25 protein-coding genes, 1 pseudogene and 2 riboswitches are annotated in these 25295 nt (G+C 72.0%); of the genes and pseudogenes, 5 read left to right on the top strand and 21 right to left on the bottom strand.

Annotation, left to right across the window (positions count from 1 at the left end):
* Positions 1-75: 75 nt before the first annotated feature.
* Positions 76-1404 (bottom strand): alpha/beta hydrolase family protein, encoded by a 1329-nt coding sequence (locus QFW77_RS13970; protein ID WP_280575381.1) that lies wholly within the window; start codon positions 1402-1404, stop codon positions 76-78.
* A gap of 421 nt (positions 1405-1825) precedes the next feature.
* Positions 1826-1902, top strand: a riboswitch (glycine riboswitch).
* Between the two features lie 10 nt (positions 1903-1912).
* Positions 1913-2004, top strand: a riboswitch (glycine riboswitch).
* A 52-nt stretch (positions 2005-2056) separates the two neighbouring features.
* Here QFW77_RS13970 and gcvP point away from each other — a divergent pair.
* Complete coding sequence (gene gcvP / locus QFW77_RS13965) at positions 2057-4942, top strand: aminomethyl-transferring glycine dehydrogenase (protein ID WP_280575380.1); 2886 nt, start codon at positions 2057-2059, stop codon at positions 4940-4942.
* Between the two features lie 55 nt (positions 4943-4997).
* On the opposite strand, the gene QFW77_RS13960 is transcribed toward gcvP, so the two are convergent.
* From QFW77_RS13960 to QFW77_RS13940, 5 genes are read right to left on the bottom strand one after another with little or no spacing between them, the layout of a single operon-like run.
* Positions 4998-5696 (bottom strand): glycosyltransferase family 2 protein, encoded by a 699-nt coding sequence (locus QFW77_RS13960; RefSeq protein ID WP_280575379.1) that lies wholly within the window; start codon positions 5694-5696, stop codon positions 4998-5000.
* The gene (locus QFW77_RS13955) at positions 5693-6289 is read right to left on the bottom strand and encodes an SAM-dependent methyltransferase (protein ID WP_280575378.1); all 597 of its coding nucleotides are present in this window, start codon (positions 6287-6289) and stop codon (positions 5693-5695) included. Before QFW77_RS13955 ends, QFW77_RS13960 begins: the two co-directional genes overlap by 4 nt.
* A complete protein-coding gene (locus QFW77_RS13950; protein ID WP_280575377.1) occupies positions 6286-7050 on the bottom strand; it encodes a PIG-L deacetylase family protein in 765 nt (254 codons plus the stop codon). The genes QFW77_RS13955 and QFW77_RS13950 overlap by 4 nt, the downstream gene beginning before the upstream one ends.
* Positions 7038-8096, bottom strand: coding sequence for an acyl-CoA dehydrogenase (locus QFW77_RS13945; RefSeq protein ID WP_280575376.1), 1059 nt, complete (start codon positions 8094-8096; stop codon positions 7038-7040). The genes QFW77_RS13950 and QFW77_RS13945 overlap by 13 nt, the downstream gene beginning before the upstream one ends.
* Before the next feature lie 37 nt (positions 8097-8133).
* The gene (locus tag QFW77_RS13940; RefSeq protein ID WP_280575375.1) at positions 8134-9129 is read right to left on the bottom strand and encodes a helix-turn-helix transcriptional regulator; all 996 of its coding nucleotides are present in this window, start codon (positions 9127-9129) and stop codon (positions 8134-8136) included.
* A 119-nt stretch (positions 9130-9248) separates the two neighbouring features.
* Here QFW77_RS13940 and QFW77_RS13935 point away from each other — a divergent pair, with 119 nt between their 5' ends.
* A complete protein-coding gene (locus QFW77_RS13935; RefSeq protein ID WP_280575374.1) occupies positions 9249-9884 on the top strand; it encodes a glutathione S-transferase family protein in 636 nt (211 codons plus the stop codon).
* 23 nt (positions 9885-9907) lie between these two features.
* Here the strand turns inward: QFW77_RS13935 and QFW77_RS13930 are convergent, their stop codons facing one another.
* Positions 9908-11074, bottom strand: a complete 1167-nt coding sequence (locus QFW77_RS13930) for a zinc-dependent alcohol dehydrogenase (RefSeq protein ID WP_280575373.1) — start codon at positions 11072-11074, stop codon at positions 9908-9910.
* Positions 11075-11204: 130 nt separating this feature from the next.
* Here QFW77_RS13930 and QFW77_RS13925 point away from each other — a divergent pair, with 130 nt between their 5' ends.
* Both QFW77_RS13925 and xth read left to right on the top strand, forming a co-directional pair.
* Complete coding sequence (locus QFW77_RS13925; RefSeq protein WP_280575372.1) at positions 11205-11756, top strand: NADPH-dependent FMN reductase; 552 nt, start codon at positions 11205-11207, stop codon at positions 11754-11756.
* A gap of 12 nt (positions 11757-11768) precedes the next feature.
* Positions 11769-12620 (top strand): annotated as a pseudogene (xth, locus tag QFW77_RS13920) (exodeoxyribonuclease III); the annotation flags it as partial.
* A 190-nt stretch (positions 12621-12810) separates the two neighbouring features.
* On the opposite strand, the gene QFW77_RS13915 reads toward xth, so the two are convergent.
* Positions 12811-14241, bottom strand: coding sequence for an MFS transporter (locus tag QFW77_RS13915; protein WP_280575371.1), 1431 nt, complete (start codon positions 14239-14241; stop codon positions 12811-12813).
* 154 nt (positions 14242-14395) lie between these two features.
* Here QFW77_RS13915 and QFW77_RS13910 point away from each other — a divergent pair, with 154 nt between their 5' ends.
* Positions 14396-14794, top strand: a complete 399-nt coding sequence (locus tag QFW77_RS13910; protein ID WP_280575370.1) for a hypothetical protein — start codon at positions 14396-14398, stop codon at positions 14792-14794.
* 13 nt (positions 14795-14807) lie between these two features.
* On the opposite strand, the gene QFW77_RS13905 is transcribed toward QFW77_RS13910, so the two are convergent.
* The 13 genes from QFW77_RS13905 to hfq form a co-directional block, all read right to left on the bottom strand.
* A complete protein-coding gene (locus QFW77_RS13905; RefSeq protein WP_280575369.1) occupies positions 14808-15017 on the bottom strand; it encodes a hypothetical protein in 210 nt (69 codons plus the stop codon).
* 77 nt (positions 15018-15094) lie between these two features.
* The gene (locus QFW77_RS13900) at positions 15095-15961 is read right to left on the bottom strand and encodes an Nmad3 family putative nucleotide modification protein (RefSeq protein WP_280575368.1); all 867 of its coding nucleotides are present in this window, start codon (positions 15959-15961) and stop codon (positions 15095-15097) included.
* An 85-nt stretch (positions 15962-16046) separates the two neighbouring features.
* The gene (locus QFW77_RS13895; RefSeq protein ID WP_280575596.1) at positions 16047-16634 is read right to left on the bottom strand and encodes an alpha-ketoglutarate-dependent dioxygenase AlkB family protein; all 588 of its coding nucleotides are present in this window, start codon (positions 16632-16634) and stop codon (positions 16047-16049) included.
* 215 nt (positions 16635-16849) lie between these two features.
* Positions 16850-17020, bottom strand: a complete 171-nt coding sequence (locus tag QFW77_RS13890) for a hypothetical protein (protein ID WP_280575367.1) — start codon at positions 17018-17020, stop codon at positions 16850-16852.
* 63 nt (positions 17021-17083) lie between these two features.
* Positions 17084-17695, bottom strand: coding sequence for a DUF1989 domain-containing protein (locus tag QFW77_RS13885; protein WP_280575366.1), 612 nt, complete (start codon positions 17693-17695; stop codon positions 17084-17086).
* Positions 17692-18450: a guanitoxin biosynthesis heme-dependent pre-guanitoxin N-hydroxylase GntA gene (gntA, locus tag QFW77_RS13880; protein WP_280575365.1), complete on the bottom strand. Its 759-nt coding sequence runs from the start codon at positions 18448-18450 to the stop codon at positions 17692-17694. Before gntA ends, QFW77_RS13885 begins: the two co-directional genes overlap by 4 nt.
* A gap of 129 nt (positions 18451-18579) precedes the next feature.
* Entirely contained in the window at positions 18580-19317 is a 738-nt protein-coding gene (locus QFW77_RS13875) for a hypothetical protein (protein ID WP_280575364.1), read from the bottom strand.
* A gap of 11 nt (positions 19318-19328) precedes the next feature.
* Complete coding sequence (locus QFW77_RS13870) at positions 19329-20621, bottom strand: adenylosuccinate synthase (RefSeq protein ID WP_280575363.1); 1293 nt, start codon at positions 20619-20621, stop codon at positions 19329-19331.
* Between the two features lie 378 nt (positions 20622-20999).
* Positions 21000-21188, bottom strand: coding sequence for a DUF2065 domain-containing protein (locus QFW77_RS13865; protein ID WP_280575362.1), 189 nt, complete (start codon positions 21186-21188; stop codon positions 21000-21002).
* Positions 21185-22051 carry a protease modulator HflC gene (gene hflC, locus QFW77_RS13860; protein ID WP_280575361.1) on the bottom strand — a complete coding sequence of 289 codons (867 nt, stop codon included), beginning with the start codon at positions 22049-22051 and terminating at the stop codon, positions 21185-21187. The genes QFW77_RS13865 and hflC overlap by 4 nt, the downstream gene beginning before the upstream one ends.
* Entirely contained in the window at positions 22048-23172 is a 1125-nt protein-coding gene (gene hflK, locus QFW77_RS13855) for an FtsH protease activity modulator HflK (RefSeq protein WP_280575360.1), read from the bottom strand. The genes hflC and hflK overlap by 4 nt, the downstream gene beginning before the upstream one ends.
* Positions 23173-23346: 174 nt before the next feature.
* Positions 23347-24798: a ribosome rescue GTPase HflX gene (gene hflX, locus QFW77_RS13850; protein WP_280575359.1), complete on the bottom strand. Its 1452-nt coding sequence runs from the start codon at positions 24796-24798 to the stop codon at positions 23347-23349.
* 118 nt (positions 24799-24916) lie between these two features.
* Positions 24917-25204: an RNA chaperone Hfq gene (hfq, locus tag QFW77_RS13845; RefSeq protein WP_180678215.1), complete on the bottom strand. Its 288-nt coding sequence runs from the start codon at positions 25202-25204 to the stop codon at positions 24917-24919.
* Positions 25205-25295 lie beyond the last annotated feature (91 nt).

Below are 25295 nucleotides of genomic sequence, written 5' to 3'. Positions count from 1 at the left end.
CGATCGACCTCCCGCATCGTGCAGGACCGCGCCGGCCTTCGCGGCCTTCGCGTCCCTGGCTCCTGGGGGATCGTCTCACGGCGGCAGCGAGAGCTCCGCATTCCCGTACTGCGAGCGCAGCGGCCGGCCGAGGATGAAGTCCGCCATCAGTCGGAAATAGCCCGCAGGCTGGCGGGTCGACAGCCGCTCGCCGTCGGCGCCGGTCTCGAATTCGTACATCCCGTGGTCGGCGTGTGGAAACAGCGCGGTGACAATGGGCTTGCCGTCGCGCTGCAGCCGTGCCAGCCGGTGCAATGTCTCGCCGGGCGGCGCATCGCGGTCCTGGCCGCCCAGCGCCCAGAGTTGCGGAACGTCCAGCGTCTCCAGCACCGGCATGGGGTCGTACTGCGCGGGAATGCCGTACACCAGCTGCGGGGCTTGCCTGCGGACGGTGGCTTCGTCGTTGCCGAGCAGGTACCAGGTGAAGTTGCCGCGCACCGCCGGGTACCAGGATTCCTCGCCGTATTTCGCCTTCGCCGCTTCCAGCTGCTCGAAACCTTCGGTGAACCCACTCTCGATCACCCGCGCGGTGGCGTCGGCGACCTCCATGGCGCCGGCTGTGGCCTCGGGGCCGAAGCCGCCGCGTTGCATGTCGAAGGCGATCGCCTCGCGGTCCTCCTCGAGCGGCGAGACCGCCAGGCCGAAGCTGACGATGACGAAGTCCACCGGTTCGATGCGCGCCGCCAGCGGCGCCACCCAGCCGCCCTGGCTGCCGCCCTGGTAGCCGACGCGCCCGGCGCGCGCCCCGGCCAGGCGCCGCGCCTCGCGCATCGCGTGGATGGCGTCGATCGCCAGGGTCAGGTAGTCCTGCGTGTAGCGACCCTCCGAGGCACCGGTGCCGCGCTTGTCGTAGGCGAACACGCCGATGCCGGCGCTGGCGAATTCGCGCTGCAGGGAATAGCGCTGCAGTGCCGAGTCGCGCTCGGCGCCATGCACCAGTACCACCAGCGGCACCGTGTCCTCGCCGGGCGGTAGTGTCAGCCGTCCGGCGAGGGCGACGCCGCTGCCCCGGAAGCGGGTGTCGATGTGCTCCAGCGGTACCCGGTGCCCGGCCGTCTTGTCGAAACGGACGCCGCCGCGCTCGCAATCGCTGAACGACACGCGGTGTCCGTCCGGCCGCTCCGTCCACCCCAGGGTGCTGGTCCAGGTGCCATCGTCCTGCGGCGCGAGCGCGCCGGTGCGGCCGTCCGTGGTGCGCCACCGCAGCTGGCCCCCGGCGCCGGGGCCGATGTCGAGCATCTCGCCGTTGTCCAGCCGGTAGCTGCCCACTTCGCACTGCAGCGGCGGGTCCGAGGCCAGCGCCTGCGCGGCCAGCAGCGCGCCTGCGAGCGCGAGGGCGCCCAGCCATGATCCCGCCGAACGCATCCGTCCTTTCAAGTCCACAGCCTCTGCTTCAGTCGCGATGGCCGCAGCCTCGCATGCCTGCCGATACCGCACCACCGGCAGCCGACCAATGCCCCGGATGCGGCGCCGAAGCGCGACCAGGCGGGCGCGAACGCCGTGGACACGGTTCGCCGGCCGTGCATGCAAGACGCGGCGGCGCCGTTCGCCGAGAATCGAGCCGCCCGCGAAAGCGGTCCATGGCCGCCAAGGCCGCGGGTGGCTCCGGGCGAGATGGCGATGAGTCCGGGCATGGGTGGCCGCGCGGGCTTGCGCGTGCATGCCACGCTCCTCCCCGGGTACGCCCCTCGTTTTTCGGTTGCGGGGCAGCCGCTGAACACGGGGGCGGGAGAGCCGGCGCGGCGGGCGCCGGAACGCCTATAATCGTCCCCGCTACACCCCCCGACGGGAGAAGCGGGCCCCGCCCACCGGGCGCCCGCTGCCGAAGGCGCAACGCCCGTAATCGCTCAGGCCCACGTACCGCCGGCGGGGACAACTCTGGAGAGACCGGTCGAATCCGGCGCCGAAGGTGCATGGGAGGGGCTCGAAGCCCGTCCCGAACTCTCAGGCAAAAGGACAGAGGGGCGTCCTGCGTGCAGCCGCACGCGGCCCTTCCGCGCCCGCCAGAGTCCGAACCATGCCCGAAGCCACCTCCCTGCGCTCGCTCGAGCAGCACGACGCGTTCATCGCCCGCCACATCGGTCCCAACGATGCCGAGATCGCGCACATGCTCGGGGCGGTCGGCTTCGATTCGCTGGAGTCGCTCACCGACGCGATCGTGCCGGGCTCGATCCGCACCCGCGAGCCGCTGGATCTGCCCGAATCGGTGACCGAGGAGGAGGCGCTGGCGCGGATCCGCCAGCTGGCCTCGCGCAACCGGGTGTTCCGCAGCTTCATCGGCCAGGGCTACTACGGCACCCACGTGCCCAACGTCATCCTCCGCAACATTCTCGAAAACCCGGCCTGGTACACCGCCTACACCCCCTACCAGGCGGAGATCTCGCAGGGCCGGCTGGAGGCGCTGATCAATTTCCAGACCATGTGCGCGGACCTGACCGGCATGGAGATCGCCAACGCCTCGCTGCTGGACGAGGCGACCGCCGCGGCCGAGGCGATGACCCTGGCGCGGCGCATGTCGAAGGCGAAGTCGCAGCTGTTCTTCGTCTCGGCCGGGGTGCACCCGCAGACCATCGAGGTGCTGCGCACCCGCGCCGAGCCGCTCGGCATCGAGCTGCTGATCGGCGAGGACGACCGCGCCGTGGAGGCCGATGCCTTCGGCGTGCTGCTGCAGTACCCGGATACCCTCGGCCGCGCCGGCGACCATGCCGCCCTGGCCGAGGCCGTGCACGCGCGCCACGGGGTGGTCTGCGTCGCGGTGGACCTGCTGGCGCTCACCCTGCTCAGGCCGCCGGGCGAGTGGGGTGCAGACATCGTGGTCGGCAACACCCAGCGCTTCGGCGTGCCGTTCGGCTTCGGCGGGCCGCACGCGGCCTTCATGGCCTGCCGCGACGCCTACAAGCGCTCGATGCCCGGCCGGCTGATCGGCGTCTCGATCGACGCCGCGGGCAATCCGGCCTACCGCCTCGCCCTGCAGACCCGCGAGCAGCACATCCGCCGCGAGAAGGCCACCTCGAACATCTGTACCGCACAGGTGCTGCTGGCGGTGATGGCCTCGATGTACGCGGTCTACCACGGCCCGGACGGGCTGGTGCGCATCGCCCGCCGCGTGCACCGCTTCGCCGCCATCCTGGCCGCGGCGCTGCGCGAGGCCGGCGTCGCCGTCGGCGGCGACTTCTTCGACACCCTGCACGTGACCGGCATCGACGCCGGCCAGGTGCACGCGCGCGCCGCCGAGGGACACATCAACCTGCGCCACATCGACGCCGACAGCCTCGGCATCAGCCTGGACGAAACCACCACCCGCGAGGACCTCATCCGCCTGGCCGGACTGTTCGGGATCGAGCTGGGCGACCTGGACGCGCTGGACGCTGTCACCCCCGACGCGCTGCCGGCGGCGCTGCTGCGCAGCTCGGAATTCCTCGCCCACCCGGTCTTCAACACCCACCACTCCGAGCACGAGCTGCTGCGCTACCTGCGCATGCTGGCCGACCGCGACCTGGCGCTGGACCGCACCATGATCCCGCTCGGCTCGTGCACCATGAAGCTCAACGCCACCGCCGAGATGATCCCGGTCACCTGGCCGGAGTTCGCCGAGATCCACCCGCTGGCGCCGCCGGAGCAGGCCGAGGGCTACCGCGAGCTGATCGAGGGCCTGGAACAGATGCTGGTGGCCTGCACCGGCTACGACCACGTCAGCCTGCAGCCGAACTCCGGCGCGCAGGGCGAGTACGCCGGGCTGCTGGCGATCCGCGCCTGGCACCAGGCCCGCGGCGAGGACCAGCGCGACATCTGCCTGATCCCCGAATCCGCGCACGGCACCAACCCCGCCTCGGCGCAGCTGTGCGGCATGAAGGTGGTGGTGACCCGCTGCGACAAGGACGGCAACGTCGACGTCGAGGACATCCGCGCCAAGGCCGCGCAGTACGCCGACCGGCTGGCCGCGATCATGATGACCTACCCGTCCACGCACGGCGTGTTCGAGGAGGACGTGGTCGAGATCTGCGAGGTGGTTCACGCCCACGGCGGCCAGGTCTACACCGACGGCGCCAACCTCAACGCGATCCTCGGCCTGGCGCAGCCGGGGCGGTGGGGGTCCGACGTCAGCCATCTGAACCTGCACAAGACCTTCTGCATCCCGCACGGCGGCGGCGGCCCCGGGGTCGGGCCGTGCGCGGTGAAGTCGCACCTGGCGCCATACCTGCCTGGGGCGTTCGGCACCGCGGGCGCACGGACCGGCGGCGTGGGCAACGGTGGCATGGTCAGTGCGGCCACCTACGGCAGCGCCAGCATCCTGCCGATCAGCTGGATGTACATCACCATGATGGGCCGCGAGGGCCTGCGCAAGGCCAGCCAGGTGGCGATGCTCAACGCCAACTACGTGTCGCGGCGCCTGGCCGAGCACTACCCGACCCTCTACAGCGGCCGCAACGGCCTGGTCGCGCACGAGTGCATCCTCGACCTGCGCCCGATCAAGGACGCTACCGGTATCAGCGCCGAGGACGTGGCCAAGCGCCTGATCGACTTCGGCTTCCATGCCCCCACGCTGAGCTTCCCGGTGGCCGGCACGCTGATGGTCGAGCCGACCGAGAGCGAATCGCTTCACGAACTGGATCGCTTCTGCGACGCGATGATCGAGATCCGCGAGGAGATCCGCGCGATCGAGGACGGGCGCCTCGACCGCGACGACAACCCGCTCAAGCACGCCCCGCACACCGCCGCCATGGTGGCCGCCAGCGAGTGGACGCATGCGTATCCGCGCGAGCTGGCCGCGTTTCCTCTGGCGGTGCTGAGGCAGGTCAAGTACTGGCCGCCGGTGGCGCGCGTGGACAACGTGTACGGCGACAAGAACGTGATGTGCGCGTGCATTCCGGTGGACGCGTATCGCGAGGACGCCGAGGCCTGAGGACGCAGCGGAGGGGACGTTTCCGACTTCGGCCGCGCCCGCCAATCCGGAGGCGCTAGGACCTGGCGCCGGCCGCCAGCGGCCCGCCAGCGGCCCCGCACACCCGCCGTTCGAGCGCTCCGAGGTAGGCCGCGAATCCGCCCGCGGCGCGCGCCAGCCGGCGCGCGCTGGTCGCCACCGCCGGGGTGGCGCGACGGGCGATGCGCGCACCCTGGCGCGCCAGCGCATCCACCAACGCCACGTCCTCGTGCGCCGGTAGCGGGGGAAAGCCCCCGCAGCGCAGGTACAGGTCGGCACGCACCCCCAGGTTGGCGCCATGCACATGGGGGTGGTCGTCGCAACGCAGCTGGGCGCGTCCGAACGCGTCGGCCACGCCATCGGCATAGCCGCCCCAGTCGCGCACCTCCACCACCCCGCAGAACGCATCGCAGGCGAAACCGAGCTGGCGGTGCAGCCAGTCGGGCGGCACCACCGAATCGGCGTCCGTGGACGCTATCCAGCGCGCCCCGAGCGCGATCGCCGCGGCCGCGGCGGCACCCCGGGCGCGGCCGACGTTGCCGCGCTCGGGCACCACCGCATGGGCGCCATGGCGCGCCGCGATCGCCGCGCTGCCGTCGCTGCAGCGGTCCAACGCCACCACGATCCGCACCGGCTCGCCGCCGAGCGCCGGGTGCGCCGCCGCGCGCCGCACCGCGGCCAGGCACGCGTCGAGGTGCGCTTCCTCGTCGTGGACCGGCACGATCGCCCCGATCACCGCAGCCCCTCGCGCTGGGCCACCGAGCCAGGCGCCACGCTCCAGCCCTCGAGCAGCACGTCGCCGTCCTCGTAGCCGAACGAGGCCGCGCGGTCGAATCCGCGCGCGATGCGCGCGTGCACGCTGCGGCCATCCAGCGGCGCGGCATCGAACGGCGCCAGCCAGTGGCAGGCGATCAGCACACCGTCGTGGTCGAGGCTGTCGCGCAACCGGGCGACGGTGAGGTCGAGCGCCTCCGCGTCGAGGTAGTACCCGACCTCGCCGAACACGATCAGATCGAAACGCCCGGCCGGCCACTGCCTCGGGTGCGCGGCCTGGCGCACCTCGACCTGGGGCAGCGCGCCGGTGCGCACGCGTGCGGCCGCCACCGCGCGCGCGCTCAGGTCGGTGGCGAGCAGCGTCGCGCAACGCGGCGCCAGCGCCGCGGTCAGTTCGCCATTGGCGCAGCCGAGCTCCCAGCCCCGCGCGAACCGCTCTCGCGGGAGGCTCGCCAGCAGCAGCGCGCGCTTGCGCGCCTCGTACCAGCGACTGCGATAGCCCCAGGGGTCGTCGTGGGCGTGGAGCGCCTCGAAATAGGGCTGGGGCGTGCTCACCCGAGCACCACCTCGAAGGATCGAGCGAAACGGGCGAGCACATGCGGCGGCAGGACAGGTTCGGCGGTCCGCAGCTCGCCGGTTCCGGTCTGCGAGGCGAAGCACGCGAGCGCCGCCGCCTTGGCGCGGCGTGCCGCGCCCGACAGGCGCAGCCGCCGCGCCTGCCGCCGGGGCAACGCAGGGGTGGCGTGCGGATCCATCCAGTGCCAGGCCCAGACCGGGAATTCCCCCATCCGCGCGCCGCACCGCGCGGTCGCGAAGCGCACCGCGCGGGCGGTCGCCTCGTGGTCCGGGTGGCCGTCGCCGGACCAGGTGGTCAGCACCCGGTCGCCGCGGCCCAGCAGCGGCAGCAGGGCCCGGCACAGCGCGTCCTCGCGCCCTGCCAGGCGGCCGTCGCCGAGATCGAGATGGCGGATGTCGCCGGCCCCTACGCCCAGCGCCGCGGCGGCGCGCGCGAGTTCGGCGCGGCGCACCCGCCGCAGGCGCGCCGGCGACCAGCGCGGGTCGCCCGGGTAGCAGGCTTCGCCGTCGGTCGCCGCCACGATCGAGACCTCGATCGATGCCGCGCGCGCATGCGCGATCAGGCCGCCGCAGCCGAGCGCCTCGTCGTCTGGATGCGGCGACACCACCACCAGCCGGCTCGCACCGGACAGCCAGTCGTCTGCGCCTTCCCGGCGAAGCGCTGCCAGCCAAGGCGAGCGCCGCCATGCGGACTCGCTGGTGCCGCGGCCGTGGATCCGCGGACGCGCTACAGCGTCCATGCGCCATCCCGCTCCGCTGCCGCGCGCCCCAGCGCCGCCCAGTCGTGTTCGGCATGGCTCTGGCGGACGAACGTGGCCAGGTCGGCGCAGCGCAGGGCATGGGTGCGGTCGCCGCACAGGGGCGCGGGGCCGAGCGCGCGCCCGACCCGGTCGACGACCGCACCGCAGGCGCGCTCCACCACCGAGCGCGCCCGGATCGTGTCCTCAGCGTGCGCGAGCGCGGGCTCGGCATCGATGCGTGCGGCGAGTTCGCGCAGCAGCGCCGCCGCGCCGCCCAGCGCCATGTCCACCGCGCCCAGGTGCGCGGCGGCGTGCGCGTCGCCGGCGATCTTCGGATGGGTCCGCAGGGTCTGGCCGATCGCCGCCGCGCCGCCGTACCAGCACGCCGCGATCCCGGCGCCGCCGTGCCAGAAACCGGGGCGCGAAAGATAGTCGCCCGGCGCACCGAGCATCCGCGCCGGAACCGACTCGAAGCGCACCCGGCCGCTCGTCACCCGGCCCATGCCGACCGCCTGCCAGGCGGCGGGATCGTGGACGATGCCGCGCTGGCGCAGGTCCACGCGTACCAGGCAGCGCCGCCCGCCGCAGTGCGCGGTGACCAGCGCGGCATCGACCAGGTCCGCGCCCGAGCACCAGGCCTTTTCGCCGGACAGGGTGCCGCGCCCGTCTTCGCCGGCCTCGAATCCGAGCCGGGCATCGGGCGGCTCGGCCGCCCAGACCGCCAGCAGTTCACCGGCTGGCGGCGCCGACCCACCGAGCTCGGCGAGGATCGCGACCGCGTCGTAATGAGCTTCCATCACCTTCACCAGACACAGGTCGGTGGCGGCGATCGCGGCCAGCGCGCGCCAGCGCTGCAGGGTGCGGCCACTGCCCGGTAGCGGCAGCTCCGGCGCCGCCAGGGCGCGGCGCGCGGCGGCCGCGAGCGCGGCGGCGTCCGAACGGGCGTCGGCGCGGGGGACTGCCGGGGACAGGGCTGGACTGGAAATGGCGCGCGCTCCTGCGGATCTTCGACAGACGCTAGGCGTCGCGTCGTGAAGAACGCGCAAGCCGCCACGACCGCTCCGGCCGCGGCGCGCCTCGCCGCTAGCGCTTCGCTGCCGCTGGCGCCCGCTCCGGGATGGCCTGCGCGCGCGCCGCGCGCGTCAGCCGCCCGGCCATCGCGGCCACGTGAGCCATCAGTTCCGGCGGTTCCAGCACCTCGAACTCGACCCCGAGCATCGCCAGGTGATACGTCAGGGTTTCCGGCGACTGCGCACCCGCCTCGAGCAGGCAGCGGCCGTCGTCGAGCGGTTCCAGCCGCGCCACCAGCGGCGGAATCGCAGCCGTCATCCGCGCATGCGGCGCATGCAGCACCACGCGCGCGCGCATCGGGTACGGCGCCGACGCGATATTCCTCGACACGTAGGCGGCCAGGTCGCCGCCGGGGACCGGCCGCGGCAGGAAGCGCTGGCCGGTGGCGATCCGCGGGTCGATCCGGTCGACCCGGAAGGTGCGCCAGTCCTGTCGCTGCAGGTCCCAGCCGACCAGGTACCAGCGCCCGGACGCGCAGACCAGCCCCTGCGGCTCCACCTCGCGCGCGCTCGCCCTGCCCTGGTGGTCGCGATAGCGGAACTCGACCCGTTGCTCCCCGCGGCAGGCGCCACCCAGCATGGTCAGCACCTCCGGCTGCACCAGCGGACCGCCCATCGCCAGCGGCGCCACCGCCGAATGCAGTGCGCGCACCCGCCGCCGCAGGCGTGCAGGCAGCACCTGCTCCAGCTTGGTGAGCGCCCCGACCGCGCTCTCCTCCATGCCCGCCACGCTGCCGGTGGTGGCCATGCGCAAGCCCAGCGCCACCGCCAGGGCCTCGTCGTCTTCGAGCAGCAGCGGCGGCAGGGTGCTGCCGGCCCCCAGCTGATAGCCGCCGGCGACCCCGCCGCTAGAACGCACCGGGTAGCCGAGGCTGCGCAGCTTGTCGGCATCGCGGCGCACCGTGCGCGGCGTCACCCCCAGCCGTTCCGCCAGCGCAGGACCGCTCCAGAAGCGCCGCGCCTGCAGCAAGGAGAGCAGGCGCAGCAGGCGGGCCGAGGTTTCGAGCATGGCGCCATGATGCAGCAGATCGAGGACGAAAGCTGTCCTCGATGCCACGTAGCCTGATTGCACGGGCCGCAGGCACTCGCGCCGGGCCGGATTCCAGCCAACCCAGAAGGAGCCGAAGCATGTCCCTGACCCTGTATGCAGCCCCCATGTCCAGCGCCACCCCCGTGGTCCACGCCGTCGCCGAGCTCGGCGTTCCGCACGAGCTGGTGATGCTCGACCTGTCCGCCGGCGACCAGAAGCAGTCCGACTATCTCGCCATCAATCCGAACGGCGTGGTCCCCACCCTGGTGGTGGACGGCACCCCGCTGTTCGAGGCGGTGGCGATCATGCAGTGGCTGGGCGAGACCTACGGCGTCGAACGCGGCCTGTGGCCCGCCGCCGGCACGCCGGATCGCCTGCAGGCGCTGTCCTGGACCACCTGGGCCTACGTGACCTACGGCGGCGCGGTGCAGCGCCTCAACCTGGCGCAGAGCGACCGCGTCGACCCGGCGGTGCGCCACGCGCCGATGGCCGAGCACTGCCGCGGCGAACTGGACGCGATGCTGGCGATCCTGGACGCACGCCTGGCCGGTCGCCACTGGCTGCTCGGCGGGGAATTCTCGCTGGCCGACCTGATCGTCGCCAGCGTGGTGATCTACAGCAGCTACTGCGGGGTGCAGCTCGACGGCCATGCCAACGTCGCGGCCTGGGCCCGGCGCTTCCAGCAGCGCGAGGCGTTCGGCAAGACCTGGCACCAGGACGGCCAGCCCGGCTGAGCGGCCGCCCGTGCGCCCCGGCGTCAGTCCGGGGTCAGCACCACCTTGCGGCAGTCCTGCTCCTTCTGGTCGAAGATGCGGTAGCCCTCGGCGGCCTCGGCGAGCTTCATGCGATGGCTGATGATGACCGCAGGATCCAGGCGGCCCTCGCCGATGTGCTCGAGCAGTTCCGGCATGTACTTCTGCACGTGGGTCTGGCCCATCTTGAAGGTCAGGCCCTTGTCGAAGGCGTCGCCGAACATGAAGGCATGGATGAAGCCGGCGTACACCCCGGGCACGCTCACCGTGCCGCAGCGCCGGGTGGCGGCGATGCACTGGCGCAGCGCCTTGCCACTGCTGCCCTCGAGCTTGAGGTTGGTCATCACCGTTTCCACCGCGCTGCCCTTGGCCTCGAACCCCACCGCGTCGATGCTGGCGTCGACCCCGCGCCCGCGGGTCTGCTCGACGATCGTCTGGGCCGGATCGTCGTTCTCGTCGAAGTCGATCGGCACCGCGCCGTAGGTCCGGCGCGCGAATTCCAGCCGATACGGGTGGTGGTCGACCATGTAGATGGTCGACGCACCGAGCATCCGGCAGCAGGCCGCCGCCATCAGCCCCACCGGGCCGGCGCCGAAGATCGCGACCGTCGAGCCCTCGCCGACGCCGGCGTCGACCGCCGCCTGGTAGCCAGTCGGCAGGATGTCGGAGAGGAACAGGACCTGATCGTCGGGCAGTGCATCGGGCACCGCGATCGGGCCCACGTTGGCCTTCGGCACGCGCACGTACTCCGCCTGGCCGCCGGGCACGCCGCCGTAGAGCGCGCTGTAGCCGAACAGCGCCGCCGGGGGCTTCATGCCCTTGCGGTTCATCGCCGCGCCAGCGCCCGTGTTGGTGGTCTCGCAGGCCGAGTACTCGGCCAGCTGGCAGTGGAAGCACTGTCCGCAGGCGATCACGAAGGGGATCACCACGCGGTCGCCGCGCCTGATCCGGGTCACGCCGGCGCCGGCCTCCTCGACCACCCCCATGAACTCGTGGCCGAGGATGTCGCCATCGTTCATGCCGGGGATCTTGCCGCGGTACAGGTGCAGGTCGGAGCCGCAGATCGCGGTGGCGGTGACCCGCAGCAGGATGTCGTCTTCCTCCTGCAAGACCGGATCGGGGACTTCTTCCACGCGCACGTCGTGGGTGCCTTGCCAGGTGAGTGCTTTCATCGTCGCGGTCTTCGGGCGGGCGGCCAGTGATGCCACGCCCGGTGTGAGCCCGGCGCCAAGGAGGCCGCGACCGGCCGTTAACGCCCACGGCGCGACGATACCGCTCCACCCGCCGTCTCCGGAGGCCGCCATGGCCAGCCTCACCATCGCCGTGCTCGTCGGCAGCCTGCGCAAGGCATCCTTCAATGCCCGCCTCGCCGGCGCGATGGCGCGACTCGCGCCCGGTGACGTCGAATTCCAGCGTCAGCGCCTCGACGACCTGCCGCCCTACGACCAGGACGACGACGACGACCAGCCGGCACCGGCAAGACGCCTCAAGCAGGCGATCTCCGCCGCCGACGGCGTGCTGTTCGTCACGCCGGAATACAACCGCTCGGTTCCCGGCGTGCTGAAGAACGCGATCGACCACGCCTCCCGCCCTTACGGCAAGAGCGCATTCGCCGGCAAGCCCGCGGGCGTGCTGGGCGTCTCGATCGGCGCCATCGGCACCGCCTGCGCGCAGCAGCACCTGCGCACCATCCTCGCCTACCTCGACATGCCCACGCTCGGGCAGCCGGAGGTGTTCCTGAAGGCGGACGACGGCCTGTTCGACGACGACGGCGGCATCGGCGCCGACAGCCGCGAGTTCCTGCAGGGCTGGATGGACCGCTACCTGGCCTGGGTGCGCGCGCACGCCGCCTGAGCGCGGGCGCCCATGCCCAGCCACCTGAAGATCGCCAGCTTCAACGTCAACGGCATCCGCACCCGGCTGCCGCACCTGCTGCAGTGGCTGGAAAAGGAGAAGCCGGACGTGGCCTGCCTGCAGGAACTCAAGGCGGCTGACGAAGGATTCCCCGGAGACGAACTGGAGCGCGCCGGCTATGGCGCGCTCTGGGTGGGGCAGCGCTCGTGGAACGGCGTCGCGGTGCTGACGCGCGGCACCGAGCCGGTGGAAAGCCGCCGCTCGCTCCCCGGCGACCGCGCCGACCTCCAGAGCCGCTATCTGGAAGTCGCCGCGCACGGGGTGATGGTCGGCTGCCTGTACCTGCCCAACGGCAATCCGCAGCCGGGCCCGAAGTTCGACTACAAACTGCGCTGGTTCGAACGCCTGATCCGCCATGCCCGCGGCCTGCACGACAGCGGCCATCCGGTGGTGCTGGCCGGCGACTTCAACGTGGTGCCCACCGACGAGGACATCTACGACCCGAAACACTGGCGCAAGGACGCCCTGCTGCAGCCCGAGACGCGAGAGTGCTACCGGCGCCTGCTGGCGCAGGACTGGACCGACGCGCTGCGCGCCGCGCACCCGCAAGCGCGGATCTACACCTTCTGGGACTACTTCCGGCAGCACTGGCAGCGCGATGCCGGCCTGCGCATCGATCACCTGCTGCTCAATCCGCAGCTGCAGCCGCGCCTGGCCGATGCCGGCGTCGACCGCTGGGTCCGAGGCCTGGACAAGGCCAGCGACCACGCCCCGGTGTGGGTGAAGCTGCGCCGCGCGCCGGCGAAGACGACGACCAAAGCCAAGGCGAAGGCAACGGCACGATCTGCGAAGTCGGAACCCGGTTAGGCCGCGACCGGAAGCACGCCCGTCGTTTCAAGGACCCGCTCTTCGTCGGAGCGTGCCATGCGCGCGAAAGCCGGCACGCTCGCCCACGTCCGAGAACGCCGCCAACCCGAGCGGCGCCTCCCGCGGCTTTCGCGGCCATCGGCCGCTCCGAGGGAGGTGGGCCGCTCCTACGGGGTTGGCCGCGCCATCAGGTTCCCGGCCGCGCCATCGGCTTGGGTTCGGAGACCTCCTCGCCCGCGCGCGCGCGGCCCGACATCTCCGCGCCGGCATCGGGCGCCAGCCGCCACATCGCCACCACCGAGGTGGCCGAGATCAGCCCGACGGTCAGGAAGGCGAAGCCGAAATTCGTGACCGTCTCCAGCGGGTCGCCGGTGACGGCGCTGGCCAGGGTGAGCGCGTAGCCGCCGATGGTGATGCCGATCGCCAGCGAGACCTGCTGCGCCATCGCCGCCAGGCTGCTGGCCTGGCTCATCCGCTCCGGTTCCACGTCGGCGTAGACGATCGCGTTGAGGCTGGTGAACTGCAGCGAGCGGAAACAGCCGCTGACCAGCAGCACGCCCACCATCAGCGGATAGGGAGTATCGGCGCGGAACAGCCCGAACCCGCACAGCAGCACCGAGGCGATCAGCGCGTTGGCGATCAGTACCGGGCGGAAGCCGAAACGCTTCAGGATCCCCGCCGCCAGGGTCTTCATGAACATCGCGCCGGCCGCCGAGGTGAAGGTGATCAGGCCCGACTGCAGCGGGTTGAGCCCGAACCCCATCTGCAGCATCAGCGGCAGCAGAAACGGCGTGGCGCCGATGCCGATGCGGAACAGCGAGCCGCCGATCACGCCGTTGCGGAAGGTCGACAGCCGGAACAGGTCCAGCCGCAGCAGCGGATGCGGATGGCGCCCGGAATGCAGCCAGTACAGCGCCAGCAGCACGCTGCCCAGGAGCGTGCAGGCCAGCGCCAGCGGCGTGCTCACCAGGTGCCGGCCCATCGAGGCGAAGCCGAAGATGGTCAGCGCCAGTCCCACGCTGATCAGCGCGAACCCGCGCCAGTCCAGCGGCCCGACCGCCGAGCGCAGCAGCGGAATGTGGCGCCACGCCAGCCAGATCCCCAGCAGCCCCATCGGAATATTGATGAGGAAGATGAATCGCCAGTGGCCGTAGGTGGTGATCAGCCCGCCCAGCACCGGGCCGAGCATCGGACCGAGCAGTGCCGGGATGGTCAACCAGCTCAGCGCGCGCACCAGCTCGGACTTGGGCACGCTGCGCAGCAGCACCAGCCGCCCGACCGGGACCATCATCGCCCCGCCCGTGCCCTGCAGGAATCGCGCGGCCACCAGTTCCCCCAGCGAGCCCGAGGCCGCGCAGCCCAGCGAGCCGAGCAGGAACACCCCGATCGCCACCATGAAGGTCGGTCGCGCGCCAAACCGGTCCGCCACCCAGCCGCTGACCGGGATGAACACCGCCAGCGCCAGCATGTAGGTCGTCAGCGCCAGCTTCAGCGCCACCGGCTCCACCCCGAGGTCGGCGGCGATCTGCGGCAGCGAGGTCGCGATCGCGGTGGAATCCATGTTCTCGATGAACAGCGCGGTAGCGACGATCAGCGGCAGCAGGCGTTCGGGTCTCAAGGCGGGCTGGGTTCCGTGCGGGGTCGCCATTGTCGCCCAGCGGCCGTGCGCGCCATGGAGGGGCGCCGCGGGCGCGGCTCCACCTGCGCCGGCCGTCACGTCGTTATCCCCCGGCGGACCCCACGCTTCGCGCACTCTTGCCAACGAGCGCACCATGCCCCGCCGCCACCGCTCCACCCTGCATCAGCTGACCGCACTGTCGCTCGTGGCGCCCGGCGTGGCCGCCACCCGCCTGCTCGACATGGCCACCACCCTCGGTCCGCCCACGGCGGCGCAGCTTCGGGAGCACGGCCGCATGGGCATCGAGAAACTCGCTGCCACACAGGAAGGGTGGTTCGCAATGGGCACCACGCTGCTGCAGATCCAGCTGCGCCTCGCCGGCCAGGCGATGCGGTCGGCGTGGACTCCCTGGTGGCCGGCTGGCGGCTCGACAGCGTATCGGCCGCACCAGGCGCTGCGCGACGCCGACGCGGTGCTGGCAGCCGGCCTGGCCCCGGTGAGCCGTACCGTGGCCGCCAACGCCCGTCGCCAGAAGCGCGCGCGCCGCGGCTGACTCCAGCCCCGCCTCAGCCCCCGATCAGCCCGCCCCCGGCCGCACCCGGCAGCCCGGTGGGCGCCTTCCTGCGAATCTCCTCGGCGCCCTCGCGCGCCTCGTCATCGGCCGGCGGGGCGCCGCCGCCGGACCGACGGCCGCGGGGCGGTGCGGATGGCTTCCCCTTCTCCACCTCCTCGTTCGGCTCCTGCTGCGGTGCTTCGTTCTGCTGCTGACTGGTCATCACTCGTCTCCGCTGCGGCATCGACCGCCAGCCTGCCGCCACTGCCGTGAACTCCCGGCGATGGACCCTTCGCCAGTTCAGCAGGCGCCGGCGACCAGGTTCCGCAGCCACGTTTCCGCTTCGGACTCGCAGCCGCCCACGTCCATCACGAACTCCTGGCCCTTGGGCACGCTGTGCAGCCGGCACCCGGCGCCGGTGATGCGCCAGCGCGAGGGCCGGCCGTGGTAGCTCAGCGCGGCGCGCCCCGGCGCCGGGTGGAACCACGACGGCAGCGTCCAGATGCTGCGGCTCTCGCCTTCGGCGGTGAGGCGGAGCTCGGGCCGGTAGCGGGGAAACACGCCCCCGCCGGCCCGGCGCGGCGCCAGGCGCGAGCGCGCCCGCGCCACGTAGAGGGTGTTGCTGGGACTGGCATAGTGCTCCGGATTGGCCACGTGCGGGTGATCGGCGATCCACGGGTACCGCGCAAGGCAGGCCTCGCGCCGCAGCACCACCGGCAGAACCGCGCCGACTTCGAGCCAGCCGAACAGGACATGCAGGTCCGGCGCGCGCGGCACGAATCGCCATCCGCACGGCCCGTTCTCCACCTCGCGAAACCAGCCGAAGAACAGGAACACGTCGCCGGCCCCGACGCCCTGCGTCCGCAGGTGCGACTGCGCGCCGCCGGCCTGCCCCAGCGCCGGACGCCAGCCGGGCAGCCGCCGCCCCGGCGGCCGTGCGAGGTCCGGGTCCAGGTGGACCTGGGTCGCCAGGGTGATCCTGCCGCGGCTGAGTTCCGCCAGCAGCCTGGCGTGGTCCTCGCCCGCGCCCACCGCGTCGGCAAGCGTGAACGCGTCGTGCCGTCCCGGGATCGGCAGCGGCAGCAGCCGCCCGTCGGGCAGGATCGGACTCGGCATGCCGCCGTAGCCGGCATCGAAGCCCTTCCGCGACAGGATCAGGCGACGCATCGGCCACCGCACCCGTCCGGGTCCGCGGCGCCCGGCACCCGCTGAGCCGGCGCGCGGCACGGCTTCCGGGCGGCGCGGGCACCGCTCATCTTTCGTCCAGCTGCGCGAGGGGCCGCACCCGGAACACCACGCTCATGCGCGGCCCGACCGGCCTCGCGGTCTTGGGGATGCCGTGTTCGTGGGTCAGCTGGGAGGCGTGGCTCATGCTGAGCAGGCTGCCGTGGCCGAGCTCCACCGCGACGCGCCCGCGCTCGCCGGCCTTGGCGCGGATCAGCATGCGCCGCGGATGGCCGAGGCTGAGCAGGGCGATCGGATGGCCGGGCACGATGGTATGCAGCTTGTCGTTGTGCATCGCCACGCTGTCGGCGCCGTCGCGATAGAGATTGAGGCCCACCGCGTTGTAGGGGGCCGGCACCGTCGCCCGGACCCGGGCGAGGATGGCGGCCAGCGGCAGCTCCGGCGGCAGCGCGACGGTGCGGTAGGCCGCGAGCAGGCGCGGCACGTCGACCACGCGGTCGTACATCCGGCGCCGCGAGGTGGTCCAGCCCGCCAGGCGCTGCAGCTCGGCGAACCAGACGTCGGCCTCCCGGGATCCGGCGAAGCCGGGCCAGTAGCGGATCCCGCCCTCGGCGTCTTCCAGCAAGGTCTGGGGCGGGGAGTCGAACAGGTCCATGTGCCTGCACATGGGGGCGCTCGGGGCTCGCCTCCAGCGAGCGTGCGCCATCTTCCCGACTCTGTTCAACGCCCCTGGGCTGCGGTGGCGGGGCCTCTTCGACGCCTCGCATTGTCGGCACGGCCGGCCACCGTGCCGGCTGGACGGCCATGCGTCTGGGCGATGGCGCCCCCGGGCAGACGCCTGGCCGAACGGCGGCACCGCGGCCCCACGGCTCAGTAACCCTTGCCGACGCCCCCGGCGGTGCCGTCGTTTTTCTTCCCCGGCTTCTCCAGATCCGGGCGCACCCCGGAGGTGGGGCCGGGCTGTCCGTCGGTCTCGTTGCTCTTGCGCTCGGGATTGCCTTCTGGCTGGTTGGCTTCGGTGCGTTCGCGTTCGCCGATCATGGCGTACTCCTGTCGTGGGTGTGAGGAAGAGCCGGTTCCGGGCGGTGCTGCGCCAGCGCTCGCTCAGGCACTGCGCGCCCGGTCGATGCGGAAGTCGATGGGCTTGTATCGGAAGTTGTTGGACTGCCCGGCCGAACAGGCGGTCAGGGCAACCACCAGCGGCATTTCGGCGCGCAGCCGGATGCTGTCTCCCGGGACGCTGCGCGGCGGCAGCACCGCGATCGTTCCGGTCTCCGCATCCACCGAAACATGCATGAACACGTTGAAGGCGATCGGGATCCGGTCCACCCCGATCCCATACGGCGCCAGCGCCTGCGCCAGGTTGCCCTCGCATCCGGGCCGGCCGTCGGTCTCGCCGTAGATGATGGCGAAGGTGTCCTTGGAGCACGGCGTCAGTGTGAAGTCGTGCCGGCCGCAGCTGTCCTCGACGATGGTGAACATCGGTCTGCTGCGGTTGGAATACAGCTGGTCGCCTGCACTGAGCCAGAGTTTGGAGGCGTAGTCGATCGAGCGGCCGGACGACAGGTACTCGGCCAGGTCGTCGCGCGAGAACGCGACCAGGTCGCTGACCTGCTGGCCCTCCGGATCGATCACGACCAGCTCGTCTCCGCGCTCCAGCTCGAAGGCGCGCGCCGAGCACGGCGCGATGCGCTCGGTCTCCGCCGCAGCGCTCATGCCGCCCTCCGGGCATGGAACGGGCAGCGCCAATCCTGTTCCACCGCGCGGCCGCTGTACTGGCGCGCCTCCGAGGCCTCGCCGTAATCGCTGAGATTGGGATTGATCGAGCCCTGCAGTTTGCGATCGCGGGCCCGGGTGGCGCCCTGCATCTTCGCGAACCGGCCGTCGCCACGAAGCCGCTCGAACTGGCGATGCGAATTGAACACCAGCGTCGGCCAGGGGAAGCGCCGCGCGATCCGCGACGCGCCCGCGTGCAGGCCGATCACGAAGAACGGATGGCCGCCCAGGCTCATGCTGAACTTCGAACTGTCCGGATCGCTGCTGACATCGGGCGCCCACCGGCGGCCCCGATCCGCATCGAGCTCGTGCAGGCGCTGAAGCTGCCCCCACAGCAGCGCTTCGAAGCGCGGTTCGTCGGTGGCCGCCGGACCGCGGAACAGCGCGACGAGCGAATGCACGGCGGGGTCTTCGGGGTCGCCCGCATCCACCATCTCCGCGAACCGTTCCAGCCGGTCGAGCAATGGCGCATCGTTGCGCGCGCTGCCGAGCGTGCCGAGCTCGAGCGTGGCGATGGTGTCCTGCGCCAGCGCCAGCCGCGACCCCACGCAGGGAAAGCGGTCGCTGCCGATGAATTCCAGGAACTTCCCGGCCGGCCCGACGGCTGCGCCAGCGCCGTCGACGTCCTGTCGCCCTGCGGCCTGCAGCGGGCAGCCGTCGCGGGGATACCCGGGTGCCGCGTGTGAACCATCCATTCCTGCTCCACGGCGCGGATGCGCCTCCGATAGGATGGATCCACGGTATCGACGGGCCGCGCTACGCGATGTGGAGAAACCGCGATTCGCGGAGAGCTGGTTCAGGTTCCTGTCCCGGACGGGAGCGGTTCAGTCCGCCTCGACGGGCGGGCGGTATTCGAACCCGTTGCCGACCTCGCCGATGCAGACCACCGGATTGGGATCCAAGCGCGACCAGCGCCGCGGCCCGGCGGCGGCGTGTTCCATCGAGCCGGTCTCGACCCAGGCGCGTCCGGTCAGGTAGTTGACGCTGGTCTCGCGCCGCTCCATCGAGCCGCGGTGCATCTCGTGGTCGTCGTAGCCGACCAGGCGGAAGCACCCGTCCTGGTGGCGGAAGGTGAACCGCACCTGGCGGGTCTGCCAGGAGCCGGCGCTGGCCCAGCTGTGCAGGCGCACCGAGACCGAACGGTTCGGGTGGATCTCGATCGCGGCGGCCGGGTCATCCTGCAGGTAGTCGTCGAAGACCGGAACTTCGGGCCGCGGAATCAGGGCGTGGTCGACCAGCGCGCGGCGGTAGCCCCCCTCCACCGCGAACGCCGCCACCAGCATGCGCGGATTGGTGTCGAACCGGTCGGGGCCGAAACCTTCGTTCTGCACGATATTGCCGTGGTTCTCCATGCGCAGCACCAGCAGCGCGTCGTCACGGTCGTCGGCATCCAGGCGCCCGTGCGCGGCGTGCTCGAGGCGCCAACCCGCGGGCACGAAGTCCACGATCCGCTGCGCGACTTCCGGAATCGGCGGATAGGCCACCGGCGGCAGTCCGGGCGGCTGCGCGGAGGCGTCGGGCGCCAGGGCCGCAACCAGGACCAACACGGCGCAAGTCCTCATGCACCGCCTCCTCAGGCGAACGGATCCTGCAGCACGATGTTGGCGTCCCGGTCCGGGCCGGTGCTGACCATCGCCAGCGGGCTGCCGGACAGTTCCTCCAGCGCGCGCAGGTAGGCGCGCGCGGCGGGCGGGAGCTTGTCCCACTGGGTGATTCCGTGGGTGCTCTCCTGCCAGCCGGGAAACTCCAGGTACACCGGTTCGCACTCGTCCCAGCCGCCCGCGTCGAGCGGGGCGTATTCGGTCTCCTTGCCGCGGTAGCGGTAGGCGATGCAGACCTTCAGGCTGGGCAGGCCGTCGAGCACGTCGAGCTTGGTGATGCACAGGCCGCTGATGCCGTTGATGGCGACCGCGCGCTTGAGCGCGACCAGGTCGATCCAGCCGCAGCGGCGCGCCCGGCCGGTGGTGGCGCCGAACTCCTGGCCGCGTTCGGCGATCTTCTTGCCGGTGTCGTCGTGCAGTTCGGTCGGGAACGGCCCGCCGCCGACGCGGGTCGCGTAGGCCTTGGCGATGCCGAGCACGTAGTCGATCGCGTCCGCACCGACGCCGCTGCCGGCGAGCGCACCGCCGATGGTGGTGTTCGACGAGGTGACGTAGGGATAGGTGCCGTGGTCGATGTCGAGCAGCGAGCCCTGCGCACCCTCGAACAGCACGCGCTGGCCCTGCTTGCGCAGGTCGTGGAGGATGCCGGCGACATCGGACTTCATCGGCTGCACGTACTCGCCGAACTCCAGCGCCTCGTCCAGGGTCCGCTGGTAGTCCACCGCGTCCACGCCCAGGAACCTGGTGAGGACGAAGTTGTGGTAATCCATGGTCGTGCGCAGCTTCTCGGCCAGTTGCTCCGGATAGTGCAGGTCCGCCACGCGGATGCCGCGGCGCGCGGCCTTGTCCTCGTAGGCGGGGCCGATGCCGCGCCCGGTGGTACCGATGGCCGCGCCGCCGGCGGCCTTCTCGCGGGCCTGGTCCAGGGCGATGTGGTACGGCATGATCAGCGGCGTCGCCGGGCTGATCTTCAGCCGCGAGCGCACGTCCACGCCTTCGGCTTCCAGCTCGCCGATCTCCTTGCGCAGCGCAGCGGGGCTGAGCACCACGCCGTTGCCGATCAGGCACAGCGCGTCCTTGCGCAGGATGCCCGACGGGATCAGGTGCAGCACGGTCTTCTTGCCGCCGATGACCAGGGTGTGACCGGCGTTGTGGCCGCCCTGGAAGCGCACCACCGCGCCGATCCGCTCGGTGAGCAGATCGACGATCTTGCCCTTGCCCTCGTCGCCCCACTGGGCACCGAGAACGACGACTGACTGACCCATGGGGGAACTCCTGGCTGGCTGCAGTTGCGGACCATGCCGGCAACGGCGTGAACGGAAGGCGCGGGCGATTCGCGGTGGCGGCCGCGGCCCCGACTGCTGGCCGAGTCGCTGCGGACACGGAAAAAGCCGGCGGGCAAAGGGCCCGTCCGGCTTTTGTGCATTATCCGGGATTGGCGGGCGAATGCCAGCCTTGCGCACGCGGCTGCGCCGCTGGTGGCTCCGGCCGGGACGCGGCGATTCCGCGAGCGGTCGACCGCGCCGGCTTTCGCGTGCATGGCACGCGCCTACGCGAACCCGACGCCGGCGCCCCCCTGCAGGAGCGGCCCGTGGCCGCGAAAACCGCGGATGCCTCCGGCCACCGGCATCGGAAACCCCGGATCAACCACCGCGGACCAGGAACAGGGCCAGCGCGCCGGCCGCCAGCACGACGCCGCCGACGATCCGCAGCTGGCGGTCGGGCATCGCCAGCATCTGCTCGGCGGCGCGCTTCCAGCCGCGCGGCGCGACGAACAGCACCAGGCCCTCCAGCACCGCCACCAGGCAGAGGGCGGCCCACAGGTCGCTCATCGATCGCTGCGCATGTACTGCAGGAACGGATCGTCGCGCTCGAGCACGATCACCGCATTGCCGTCCTCGAAGGAGGCGCGGTACGCCTCCAGGCTGCGCTGGAAGGCGAAGAACGCCGGGTCGCGGTTGGCGGCCTCGCCGTAGATGCGGGTGGCCTCGGCATCGCCCTCGCCGCGCAGGGTCTGCGCGTCGCGCTCGGCCTCGGCCAGGATCACCGCCTGGTCGCGGTCGGCGGTGGCGCGGATCTGCCGCGCCTGTTCCTCGCCCTCGGCGCGCAGGCGCGCTGCCACCTGGTTGCGTTCGGCGCGCATGCGGTTGTAGACCTGGCTGATCACTTCGCTGTCGGTCGGCAGGTCGATCTGCTTGAGGCGGATGTCGATGATGCGCATGCCGAGGTTCTCGGCGCCCTTGTTGATCGACTCGAGCTGCCGGGCGATCACCTCGCTGCGGTCGCCCGAGACCAGCTGGGTCAGGGTGCGGGCATTGATCTCGTTGCGCAACGAGTCCTTGATGATCGGCGCCAGGCGGTCGCTGGCATTGGCCTCGTCGCCCGCGGTGGCGCGGTAGAAGTCGCCGACGTCCTCGATGTAGACGATCGCCACGAAGTCGACGCTGACGTCCTTGCGCTCCGAGGTCAGGTAGCGCTCGGGCGAGAAATCCAGGGCGTTGAAACGGCGGTCGAACACCCGCGCACTCTCGATCAGCGGCCATTTGAAATGCAGCCCCGGGCCGATGTCGGTGCGGGCGACGCGGCCCAGGTGCAGCACCAGGCCGACCTGGCCCTCGCGCACCACGTACACCGAACCCATCAGGCCCAGCAAGAGCAGGACGACCAGCACCGGAATCAGGGTGGCGGGTCTCATCGCGTACCTCCTTCGCCACGGGTGGGCCGCGGGGTCGTCTGGGTGCGGCTGGGCTGCTCGCGGGTGGCGCCGACGCTCGGCGAGAGCACCTCGGCAGGCAGCACCGGCGGGTTGCCGCCACCGTTGCCCTGCCCGGCCATGGGCACGTAGATCAGCTGGCGGCCGTCGCCGCCGACGACCTTGCGGTTGTCGGCCAGCACCTGCTCCAGCGTCTGCAGCCACAGGCGCTTGCGGGTCACCTCGGGCGCATTGCGGTATTCGTCCAGCAGCAGCGTGAAACGCGCGGCATCGCCGCTGGCGCGGGCGATCGACGCGGTCTTGTAGCCCTCGGCCACGGTGCGGGTGCGGGCGGCCTCGCCGCGCGCCTCCGGCACGATCTTGGCGGCGTAGGCGCGCGCCTCGTTGACCAGGCTCTCCTGCACCTGCTGGGCGCTGTTGACGGCGTCGAAGGCGGGCTTGACCTCCTCGGGCGGACGCGCGTCCTGGAGATTGAGCTCGGTGACGATCAGTCCGGTGCGGTAGATGTCCAGCGAATCCTGCAGCTGCTTCTTCGCGATCGCCGAAAGCGGGCCGCGGGCGCCGAGCACGGTGTCCAGGTCGGAGCGGCCGACCTGCTCGCGCACCACCCCCTGCGCCACCTGCTCGAGCACGCGCTCGGCGTCGCGGGTACCGAACAAGTACACCTCGGGATCGCCGACGCGGTACTGCACGTTGAGCGAGACCACCACGATGTTCTCGTCGCGGGTCAGCACCGGCACCGTGTTGCTGAAGGTGCGGATGCTGGTGGCGTTGACCTTGATCACCCGCTCGATCGGCCACGGCGCCTTGAAATTCGGACCGGGCTGCATCACCCGCGCGGCCTGGCCGAAGCGCAGCACCACACCGCGCTGCTGTTCGCCGATCAGCACGAAGGAGCTGAAGAGCAGCCACACCACCAGGGCGATGGCGATCCAGCGCAGCGGACCGCCGCCGCCACCGCCGGGCAGGCGCCGGAGCAGGTCGAGGATGCCGTCGAAGGCGCCGCCTCCGCCGCCGCGACCGCCGCCGGTCGGCTTCCAGGGACTGCGGCCGCCGCCGCCCGACCCACCGTTGTTCTTCTTGCCGGGAATGTTCCAGGCCATGCCTGCTCCAATCTGGGAATCGCCCCGCGCGGCGGCCGGGGCCGGCGTGGGGACGCACATTCTACAAGGTGCGGGCCGTGGTGCCCGAAGGCAAGCGCGCCGGGCCTCCGGGGTGGCGCTCGGCGGCGCATCCGCCTGCCGCGCCGGCCGGTGCGACGATGGCGCAGCCGGCGCTCAGGCAGGGGCGTCGAGGAGCGGGCGCAGCGGCGCCCCGTCGGCCTGCGCCGCCAGCCGCGCGGCATCGGCGTGCGCCAGATCGATGCGCAGCCGCCAGCCATGCTCGTCCTGGGTCTCGCCGCGCACCGCGTCCAGCTCGTGCAGGCGGGCGCGCAGACGCCCGGCACTGGAGGGTAGCGCCAGCTCGGCGACCAGCCGGCGCAGCCCGAGGTGCGCGGTCAGCGCGTCGCGCAACAGCTCCAGGCCTGCGCCGTCGCGGGCCGAGATCCAGACCCGTTCGCGGCCCGGCTCGTCCACGGCGGCACCGTGGGGGCGGTCGTGGCGCGGAGCCATGGAGCCGCCCTCGCCGTGCGGGCCGGCGTCCGTGGCGGCGGAGCCGGACGGCGCCTCGCCGGGACGCTCGACGGCGCGCGCTCGCTTCGCGACCGGTCCATCCCAGGGAGCGCCGTCGCCGGGGCCTCCGGCGCCGCCGCGCGCCACCGGCAGACGATCGATCTTGTTGTACACCAGCAGCTGGGGGATCTCCCCCGCGCCGATCTCGGCCAGGACCGCGTCGACCTGGCCGATGCGTTCCGAGCGCAGCGGGTCGGCGGCATCGACCACGTGCAGCAGCAGGTCGGCCTCGCGCGCCTCGGACAGGGTGGAGCGGAACGCCGCCACCAGTTCGTGCGGCAGGTCGCGGACGAAGCCGACCGTGTCGGCCAGCACCGCGTTGCCGCCGGGCAACGCGATCTTGCGCACGGTCGGGTCGAGGGTCGCGAACAGCTGGTCCGCGGCATAGGCGCCGGCGCCGGTCAGAGCGTTGAACAGCGTGGACTTGCCGGCATTGGTATAGCCGACCAGGGCCACCCGCGGCATCTCGCTGCGCACCCGCGCGCGGCGCATCTGGGTGCGCTGCACTTCGACCTTGTCGAGGCGCCGCTGGAGTTGCTCGACGCGCTTCTGCAGCAGCCGACGGTCGGTCTCGAGCTGGGTCTCGCCGGGCCCCCGCAGGCCGATCGAGCCGCCGCGCTGGCGCTCCAGGTGGGTCCAGCCGCGCACCAGGCGCGTGGACATGTGGCGCAGCTGCGCAAGCTCGACCTGCAGCTTGCCCTCGTGGCTGCGGGCGCGCATCGCGAAGATGTCGAGGATCAGGCCGGTCCTGTCGACCACCCGCCGCTCCAGCGCCTTCTCGAGGTTGCGCTCCTGCACCGGACTGAGCGGATGGTTGATGAGGACCAGGTCGGCGCCGCTGGCATCGGCCGCGGCCTTCACTTCCTCGAGCTTGCCGCTGCCGATCAGGGTGGCGGGGTTGGGCCTGTCGATGCGGGCGGTCATGAGGGTCGCCACGGCGGCGCCGGCCGAACGCGCCAGATCGGCGAATTCCTCCAGCGCGTCCTGGTCAGGCGGGCCACCGGCATGGGGTTGGATCAGCAGGGCGTGTTCGCCCTTGCGGCTGCGTTCGAACACGCGGCGGCGCCTCCTGCGGCACGATGTGAACCCTCGACATGCGGGCCGCAGGCGGAGTTATCAAGCAGCGGCGCGCGCCGGACGGGCGCCGCCGGGGGTCAGGCGCCGGCGGACGCGTTCAGGCGTCCGCTTCCTCGTCCTGTTCGGCCGGCTCGCCGTTGGCCGGCGTCGCCTGCACGTGGCCGCCGCCCGGCCCCACGCGCACGTTGCGCGCCGGCACCACGGTGGAGATGGCGTGCTTGTAGACCATCTGGCTGACGGTATTGCGCAGCAGCACCACGAACTGGTCGAAGGACTCGATGGTCCCCTGCAGCTTGATGCCGTTGACCAGGTAGATCGAAACCGGCACACGCTCGCGCCGCAACGCATTCAGGAAAGGATCCTGCAAGGACTGCCCCTTGGACATCGTGTTTCCCCAGCTTGGTTATTGTTGTGGGCGGCCCTGGGGGCCGCGTCGCCCGGCCCGTTTCCCCGTGGCGGCGACTTGCCGATGGTAC

This window comes from Luteimonas endophytica (genome assembly GCF_029887875.1).
Taxonomy (GTDB): domain Bacteria; phylum Pseudomonadota; class Gammaproteobacteria; order Xanthomonadales; family Xanthomonadaceae; genus Luteimonas; species Luteimonas endophytica.
The sequence above is the reverse complement of the archived record's forward strand: the minus strand, read 5'-3'. Positions and strand labels throughout refer to the sequence as shown.